Annotated in this window: 6 protein-coding genes and 1 pseudogene; 5 read left to right on the top strand and 2 right to left on the bottom strand. The window is 67.6% G+C overall.

Translation table 11 applies throughout. The features are described from left to right. Nucleotides 1-182: 182 nt before the first annotated feature. The gene (locus tag IAE41_RS20985; RefSeq protein ID WP_200734429.1) at nt 183-1,427 is read left to right on the top strand and encodes an ectonucleotide pyrophosphatase/phosphodiesterase; all 1,245 of its coding nucleotides are present in this window, start codon (nt 183-185) and stop codon (nt 1,425-1,427) included. Nucleotides 1,428-1,552: 125 nt separating this feature from the next. Here IAE41_RS20985 and IAE41_RS20980 read toward each other — a convergent pair whose 3' ends face one another. Continuing rightward, nucleotides 1,553-1,732, bottom strand: a complete 180-nt coding sequence (locus IAE41_RS20980; protein ID WP_079221211.1) for a 30S ribosomal protein THX — start codon at nt 1,730-1,732, stop codon at nt 1,553-1,555. A 110-nt stretch (nt 1,733-1,842) separates the two neighbouring features. After that, nucleotides 1,843-2,256 carry a MerC domain-containing protein gene (locus tag IAE41_RS20975; RefSeq protein ID WP_079221210.1) on the bottom strand — a complete coding sequence of 138 codons (414 nt, stop codon included), beginning with the start codon at nt 2,254-2,256 and terminating at the stop codon, nt 1,843-1,845. 135 nt (nt 2,257-2,391) lie between these two features. Between IAE41_RS20975 and IAE41_RS20970 the strand changes: the two genes are divergently transcribed. The 4 genes and pseudogenes from IAE41_RS20970 (at nt 2,392) to IAE41_RS20955 (ending at nt 8,162) form a co-directional block, all read left to right on the top strand. Further along, a complete protein-coding gene (locus tag IAE41_RS20970) occupies nt 2,392-4,581 on the top strand; it encodes a TonB-dependent receptor (RefSeq protein ID WP_200734428.1) in 2,190 nt (729 codons plus the stop codon). A 227-nt stretch (nt 4,582-4,808) separates the two neighbouring features. Beyond that, on the top strand, nt 4,809-5,375 hold the full coding sequence (locus tag IAE41_RS20965; RefSeq protein WP_079221208.1) for a TetR/AcrR family transcriptional regulator: 567 nt from the start codon (nt 4,809-4,811) through the stop codon (nt 5,373-5,375). Further along, nucleotides 5,375-7,030 (top strand): annotated as a pseudogene (locus tag IAE41_RS20960) (MFS transporter); the annotation flags it as partial. The gene IAE41_RS20965 and the pseudogene IAE41_RS20960, both read left to right, overlap by 1 nt. Nucleotides 7,031-7,118: 88 nt before the next feature. Further along, nucleotides 7,119-8,162 carry an HlyD family secretion protein gene (locus tag IAE41_RS20955; RefSeq protein WP_325167017.1) on the top strand — a complete coding sequence of 348 codons (1,044 nt, stop codon included), beginning with the start codon at nt 7,119-7,121 and terminating at the stop codon, nt 8,160-8,162. The last annotated feature ends 134 nt before the right edge of the window (nt 8,163-8,296 follow it).

Below are 8,296 nucleotides of genomic sequence, written 5' to 3'. Positions count from 1 at the left end.
GGCTGTTGGTGGGTGCCGACCGTTGGTCGGCACATCTGTCGGATATCGAATAAATCATCCACGCATGGCGTGGCTCTACTGTGTCGACTCCGAGCGGCTGTTGGTAGGTGTCCACCTTGCTCGACACGCGCTTTTGCGCGCCGTGTCTTGGGCACGTCATTGCTGCGGCTTATGATTGCCAGATGACTTCCGTACGCCTGACCTGCTCGCTGGCATTGCTGCTGCCCCTGGCGGCCTGCACGACCACGCCTTCTTCGTCCGCGCCGGTCGCGCGCGCCGACGCGCCGCCGCCGAAACTGCTGCTGGTTTCCATCGATGGCCTGCGCGCCGATGCGCTGGACCGGGGGATCACCCCGAACCTGCAGCGCATCATCGATACCGGCGTGCGTGCGCGCTGGATGACCCCTTCCTATCCGTCGCTCACCTTCCCCAACCACTACACCATCGTCACCGGCCTGCGCCCGGACCACCACGGCATCGTCAACAACAGCATGGACGATGCACAGCTCGGCCGCTTCAGCCTGGGTGACCGCGATGCGGTGACCAACAGCGCCTGGTGGGGCGGCGAACCGATCTGGGTCGGCGCCGAGAAAGTGGGCGTGCGTACCGCGACCACGTCGTGGCCGGGCAGCGAGGCCGAGATCGATGGCACCCGCCCCAGCCAGTGGCAGGTCTACGATGGCAAGGAACCGCTGCAGCAGCGCGCGCGCACCGTGCTGGAATGGCTGGCGCAGACCGATGCCGATGCGCCGCGGCTGACCACGCTGTACATGGAAAACGTCGACAAGGCCGGCCACAACCACGGCCCCGATTCGGCCGAGTACCGCGATGCGATCATGCAGGCCGACCAGATCATCGGCCAGGTGCTCGATGGCCTGGATGCCGGCGGGCTGGCAGCCAGCACCAACGTCATCGTGGTCTCCGACCACGGCATGGCCGGTGTGGCCGAAGGCCATGTGGTGTCCACCGAATCGATGGTCGATCCCTCCATCGCGCGCAACGTCAGCCAGGGCCAGTCGGTCGGTTTCGCGCCGCTGGCGGGCCGCGAGGCACAGGCCGAGCGCGCCCTGCTGGGCCGCCACGCGCACTACGAATGCTGGAAGAAGGAATCGCTGCCGGCGCGCTGGCAGTACGGTTCGCACCCGCGTGTGCCGCCCATCGTCTGCCAGATGGATGAAGGCTGGGACGCACTGCACGCCGAGCGGATCGCCAAGCGCGACCACCAGGATCGTGGTTCGCACGGCTATGACAATGCCCTGCCGTCGATGCGCGCGATGTTCGTGGCGCGCGGCCCCTCGTTCCAGCAGGGGCTGGTGATCGATGGCTTCGACAACGTCGATGTCTACCCGCTGCTGGCCCATCTGCTGCAGGTGCCGGCCGCGCCCAACGATGGCAACGCCGAAACGTTGCAGAAGGCGCTGCGCTGAACCACAACGGCCGCCGGGCATGGCCCGGCGCTACCGGCAGGCCCCGGCAGGGGCACCCATGCCGGGCACAAAAAAAAACGCGGCGCCAGGCGCCGCGTTTTTCCTTGGACCTCTACCCGGCCGGATCAGGCCTTGGCAGCAGCCTTCTTCGCCACGGCCTTCTTGGCCGGAGCCTTGGCCACGGTCTTCTTGGCAACCGGGGCACCGGCGCCTACAGCGACCTTGCTCGCGGTGTGCGAACGGGCGTTGCCGTAGCTGGCGTTGTAGCGCTTGCCCTTGGCGGTCTTGCGGTCACCCTTACCCATGTCTTCAACTCCTAAAGTGTGAAATCTGGTTACCCCGTGCTGACACGGGTTCGGCGGGGCCGTCTTGCTGGACGCCCCCGCGCACGATCGGAAAGCCTAACACGACGCGCCTAGTGCGCGCAGCTGGCATCATGGACGTGGACGTGGTTCAGGCGCAGGTTGACCAGGTGGGCCACGCCCACCAGCAGGCCGCCGAGGGTCATCACCACCGCGTGCGGCACCGCATTGTGATGCAGCGCGTCGACCAGCACGCCCGCCCACAGGGCGACCAGGCCCGGCAGCAGGAAGCCCAGCGCGCGCAGCGCACCATGGCGGCGGTAGCCCATGACCAGGCTGAACAGCCCGAGCAGGGTGACGAACACCACCAGGGTCATTTCCACCCCGTCGCTCAGCCAGAACGAAAGGCCCAGCGAGGGGGCGATCGCCAGCAGCACCGGGATCACCGCGCAGTGCACGGCGCACAGCATCGAACCAGTGGCGCCGAAGCGGTCGAGCAGGCGGCGGAAGGAGGAGGACAGGGACATGACTTCCAGCAGGGTCGGCGAATCGTTATGGAATAATATAACATCCATCCCCGACCCGCACGGTTTCCCTCCCCCTGTCCCACGACGGGATACGTGCGCCACCCGATTGATACAATGTAACAAAGGAAGCACCGGATGCCCTCTCACGCCCCTCGTTTCAAGCCACATTCGCTGGCCATCGCCCTCGCCGCCCTGCTGCCGTCGGCCGCTTTTGCCGCCGCCGACCAGGACACCCATCGTGACCGCCACCTGACCGAGCTGTCGTCAGTGCAGGTCACCGCCTCCCCGCTGCAGGGTGATGCCGAGTCGCTGGCGCGCCCGGTGGACGTGCTGGCCGGCGAGCGCCTGGACGAGCAGAAGGCCGGCACCCTGGGTGACACCGTGGCCAAGCTGCCCGGCGTGCAGAGCACCTTCTTCGGCCCCGGCGTCGGCCGCCCGATCATCCGCGGCCAGGAAGGCCCGCGCGTGGCCGTGCTGTCCAACGGCATGGGCAACATGGATGCCTCCACCGTCAGCGCCGACCACGCCACCAGCATCGAACCCTTCCTGGCTGACCAGATCGAAGTGCTGAAGGGCCCGGCCACCCTGCTGTTCGGCAGCGGCGCCATCGGCGGCGCGGTGAACGTGGTCGACGGCCGCATCGCCCGCGAGCTGCCGGACCGCCCGCTGAGCGGCCGCGCCGAACTGCGTGGCAACTCGGTCAACGACGAGCGCAGCGGCATGTTCCGCCTCGACGGTGTCAGCGGCAATGTCGTGCTGCACGTCGATGGCCTGGTGCGCAACGGCGATGACTACCGCATCCCCGGCTACGCGGTGATCGACAGCCTGGAAGACCACCACGAAGACCATGACCACGACCACGCGGGCGAGGAAGGCGAAGAGCCGCGCCGCGGCCGCCTGGACAACAGCTCCATCCGCACCCGTGCCGGTGGCGTCGGTGCCACCTGGCTGGGCGAAGGCGGTTACTTCGGCGTGTCGGCCAGCACCTACCGCACCAACTACGGCATCCCCAACGGCGCCCACGTGCATGCCGATGGCGATGACCACGACCATGGCGACGAGGAGGAGGAAGGCGACGAGCACGACGTCCGCATCGACATGGTGCAGAACCGCTTCGAGACCAAGGCCGGCATCTACAACCCGGTGTCGTTCCTGAAGAACGTCAACGCGCGCGTGGCCTACACCGATTACGAGCACGTGGAACTGGAGGCCGGCACGCCGTCCACCCGCTTCACCAACCGTGGCATCGAGACGCGCGTGGAAGCCGTGCAGCAGCAGATCGGCGGCTGGGACGGCGCCTTCGGCCTGCAGTTCGGCAACAGCGATTTCGGCGCCAAGGGTGAAGAAGCCTTCGTGCCGGACACCAACACGAAGAACGTCGGCCTGTTCGTGCTGCAGGAAAAGCAGTTCGGCCCGTTCAAGCTGGAACTGGGTGGCCGCCACGACCAGGTCAAGCTGGACCCGACCGGTGACTACCGCCGCCGCAAGTTCGACGCCACCAACCTGTCCGCCGCCGGCATCTGGAAGCTCAACGATGCGGTCGACCTGCGCATCGGCGTGGACAGCTCCGAGCGTGCGCCGACCAATGAAGAGCTGTATGCCGCCGGTGCGCACATCGCGACCCGCTCGCTGGAAATCGGCGACGCAGACCTGAAGACCGAGCACGGCCAGCGTGTCGAGCTGGGCATCCACACCCACAGCGATCGCCTGGACTTCTCTGCGGCGATCTACCAGACGAAGTTCAAGGACTTCATCTACCTGGCCGACACCGGCATCACCGAAGGCCTGCCGGTGCGTACCTGGACCCAGCAGGATGCGGTGTTCAAGGGTGCCGAGGCCGAGGCGCTGGTGCACCTGTTCGAAGGCGGCGCCGGCGACTGGGACCTGCGCGTGTTCGGTGACTACGTGCAGGCCAAGCTGGACGGCAACGGCAGCCGTACGCTGGACATCGCCGTGCCGCATGGCGACCACAACCACAACTACAGCGTGGACCTGGCCAACACCGGTTACCTCCCGCGCATCGCCCCGGCCCGTGTCGGCGCCGACCTGCGCTGGGCGAAGGACGGCTGGCGCGCCTCGGTCGGCGCGGTGCGTTACAGCCGGCAGAAGGACGTGGCCCAGAACGAGGAGCCGAGCAACGGCTACACCCTGGTCGATGCGCACTTCGCCTACCGCTGGGACCGCAGCGACAGCAACAGCTACGAGGTGTTCCTGGATGGCAGCAACCTGACCAACCGCGAAGTGCGTCCGCATACCTCGCTGCTGCGTGACTACTCGCCGCTGCCGGGCCGTGGTGTCGCCTTCGGCATCCGCGCGTACTTCTGATCGGTCATCCACGCATGGCGTGGAACTACTGACCCCAGCCAAGCATTTCCTGGTGACGTTCATCGCCGTTCTCTCCCGGGGGCCTTCATGGCCCCCGTTTTTTATGCGCGGGCTCCCGGCACCGTGATCTTCACGTCGCATTTACAAAGATGTGCGTACAGCAACAAACGGACATTCCCGTCACTCAACGTCTCGCCAACCGGACATATTTGTCCGATACTGAAGCCATGACCACCCAACGTGCCGATGCTGCTGCCCGCCGCGCCCTCATCCTCGATGCCGCCGACCATGTGTTCGGCCAACACGGCGTTACCGCGCCACTGGACCTGGTGGTTGAACGCGCCCAGGTGGGCCGCGCGACCCTGTACCGCAACTTCCCCGACCGCACCGCCCTGATCCAGGCGCTGCTGCAGCGGACCGTGGACCGCATCCGCCGCCAGGTGGAACAACTGGGCGACCGCGATGACGCCCTGTTCGAGGTCTTCGAAGGCATGGCCCAGCGCATCATCGACTCGCCGGCGCTGGCCGATTACTGGCGCGCGGTGGATTCGGACGTGGCGGCCATGCGCATCGCCCGCGAAACGGTGCGCGACCTGCTGGAAGCCCCCATCGCCCGCGCCAAGGCCGCCGGCCTGTGCCGGCCCGACCTGGAAAAGACGGATATTTCACTGATCTCGGGCATGCTGGGTGCAGCCCTGCGTGGCAAGACCCGCGAGGAGCGCGCCCACCTGGCCGGGCGCGCCCTGCAACTGCTGCGTGGCGGCCTCCAGGGAGCAGCCAACCAGGGGCGCTGATGGTCCAGCCGTATCTCAAGCCGGTTCCGGACTGGGAGGAGCACGAGAAGCCGACCATGCCCGGTTCGGCCTCGATGCCCTGGCATCCTCCGTACCGCCGCGCGGCCTATGCGCTGGTGTCACTGCTGGTGGCCATCACCGGTGGCCTGGGCAATGCGCTGGTCACCGCCAACCTGCCCTTCCTGCAGGGCCAGCTCGCGCTGACGCCCACCCAGGGCAGCTGGCTGGTGGCCGCCTATGCCATGGTCAATGTCACCGCCAACCTGCTGGCCTTCAAGTTCCGCCAGCAGTACGGCATCCGCCTGTTCGCCGAGATCGGCCTGGGCCTGTATGCGGCACTGGCGGTGCTGCACCTGTTCGTGGGCAGTTTCGAAACCACGATGCTGACCCGCGCCGCCAGCGGCTTTGCCGGTGCGGCCTGCTCGACGCTGGGCACGCTGTACATGCTGCAGGCGCTGCCGCGGCGCTTCACCGGCAACCTGCTGGTGATCGGCGTGGGCCTGTCGCAGCTGGCGGTGCCGATCGCCTGGATCGTCTCGCCGGCGCTGGTCGATACCGGCCAATGGCACCAGCTGTATTCGTTCGAGGCGGGCCTGGCGTTGTGCGCGTTCGCCGCCGTGGTGCTGCTGAAGCTGCCGCCGGGCGTGCAGATCAAGGCCTTCGAGCCGCTGGATTTCCTCACCTTCGCCCTGCTGGCACCGGCCGTTGCACTGCTGGTGGTGGTGCTGGCGCAGGGCTACACGCGCTGGTGGTTGAACACGCCGTGGCTGGGCTGGGCGCTGGTGGCCTCGATCGCGCTGGCCACCACGGCCCTGGTCATCGAGCACTACCGGCGCAATCCACTGCTGCAGATCCGCTGGCTGTCGACGTTGCCGGTGCTGCACTTCATCGTCGGCGCCTTCCTGCTGCGCTTCCTCACCACCGAACAGTCCTACGGCGTGGTCAACCTGATGCGCACGCTGGGCATGGGCCCGGACCAGATGCGGCCGCTGTTCGTGGTGATCCTGGCCGGGGTGGTCGTCGGCATCGCCGGCGCCTCGCTCACCTTCGGGCCGAAACGGCTGATCGCACAGCTGCTGATGGCCATCCTGCTGCTGGGCACCGCCGCGTTCTTCGACCAGAGCCGTACTAGCCTGGACCGGCCGCACGACTTCTACATCAGCCAGTTCCTGGCCTCGATCGGTGCCGGCATGTTCATGGGCCCGCTGATCATGCTCGGCATCTCCGCCGCGCTGAAGCAGGGCGTGGACCACATGATCACCTTCCTGGTCACGCTGTCGATCACCCAGACCCTGGGTGGCCTGGCCGGTTCGGCCGTGCTGGGTACCTTCCAGCTGCATCGCGAGCAGCTCTATTCCAGCGCCATCACCAGCCAGCTCGACCCCGCCGACCCGGTGGTCGCGCAGCGCCTGCGCATCCAGCAGCAGATCTACGCCGCGCAGATCACCGACCCGGTGCTGCGCAGCGCGCAGGGCACCGCGCAGCTGGCGACCACGGCCCGCCGCGAGGCCAACGTGCGCGCCTTCAATGATGTGTTCACCCTGAGCGGCTGGCTGGCCATCGGCTTCCTGTGCTGGTTGCTGCTGCTGTCGCTGCGCACCGCCGTGCTCAAGCAATGGCACAAGCGCCACCCGTCTCCGCCCCTTGCGGCCACCGCCGACCGACGCCGCGCCTGCTCCCACGCCTGCCGCACCGGCGGCGGCGCCGAAATACCTCAAGCCCAGCGCGCGCAGCGTGGTGGTGATGGTGGTGGTGGCACTGCTGGGCATCGCGCTGATCCTGCGCGCCTGGAGCCTGTGGCCGTTCACCAGCAGCGTGATGGTCACCGACAACGCCTATGTGCGCGGGCAGATCACGGTGATGGCGCCGCAGGTGGCCGGCTATGTCACCGAGGTGCTGGTGAAGGACTTCCAGCACGTGAAAAAGGGCGAGCCGCTGCTGCGCATCGATGACCGCATCTACGCGCAGAAGGTGGCGCAGGCCGAGGCGGCGCTGGACAGCGCGCGCGCGGCGCTGGCCAACTCGGACCAGTCGCAGGCGCAGAACCGCGCGCAGATCGCCTCGGCGCGTGCCACCCTGTCGTCCGGCCAGGCCGAGCTGCAGCGCTCGCGCAACGAGACCAAGCGCTACGAGGAACTGGCGGCGCAGCAGCTGGTGTCGATCAACGACCGCGACAAGTTCCGCACCACCCAGGCCTCGGCACAGGCCAGCGTGCAGCAGTCGCAGGCACAGATCCGCATCGCCGAAGAGACGCTGGTATCGACCCAGGTCGCGCGCAAGAGCCTTGAAGCGCAGGTCGAGAGCGCGCAGGCGCAGCTTGAACTGGCGCGCATCGACCTGGCCAATACGGTCATCCACGCCCCGCGCGACGGGCAGATCAGCGAGGCCAGCGTGCGCGTCGGCCAGTACGTGGCGGCCGGCTCGCAACTGCTGTTCCTGGTGCCGGAGGCGCTGTGGGTGGTGGCCAATTTCAAGGAAGGCCAGACCTGGCAGATGCGTATCGGCCAGCCGGTGACGTTCTCGGTGGATGCGTTCAAGGGCGAGCGCCTGCACGGGCACGTGGAGCAGATCGCGCCGGCCACCGGTTCGGAGTTCAGCGTGCTGCGTCCGGACAATGCCAGCGGCAACTTCACCAAGGTGGTGCAGCGGTTGCCGATCCGGATTTCGATTGATCCGGGGCAGGAACTGGCGGCGCGGCTGCGGCCGGGGATGTCGGTGATCGCGCGGGTGGATACGGCGGCGGAGCCTGCGCCTGCGCCTGCGGCGACACCGGCACCGGAACGGTAGAGTCGACTGGTAGAGTCGACTGTCAGTCGACTGCTCTGCTGCCTGCCGAGAAGCGCGGCTTCGCCGAAGGCGGCGAACGGCAGAGCCCCTCGTGGCTGATCGTTGCGGTTGGATGGCTGGATGGGCCGGGTGGG

The organism is Stenotrophomonas sp. S39, assembly GCF_016624665.1.
Taxonomy (GTDB): domain Bacteria; phylum Pseudomonadota; class Gammaproteobacteria; order Xanthomonadales; family Xanthomonadaceae; genus Stenotrophomonas.
The sequence above is the reverse complement of the archived record's forward strand: the minus strand, read 5'-3'. Positions and strand labels throughout refer to the sequence as shown.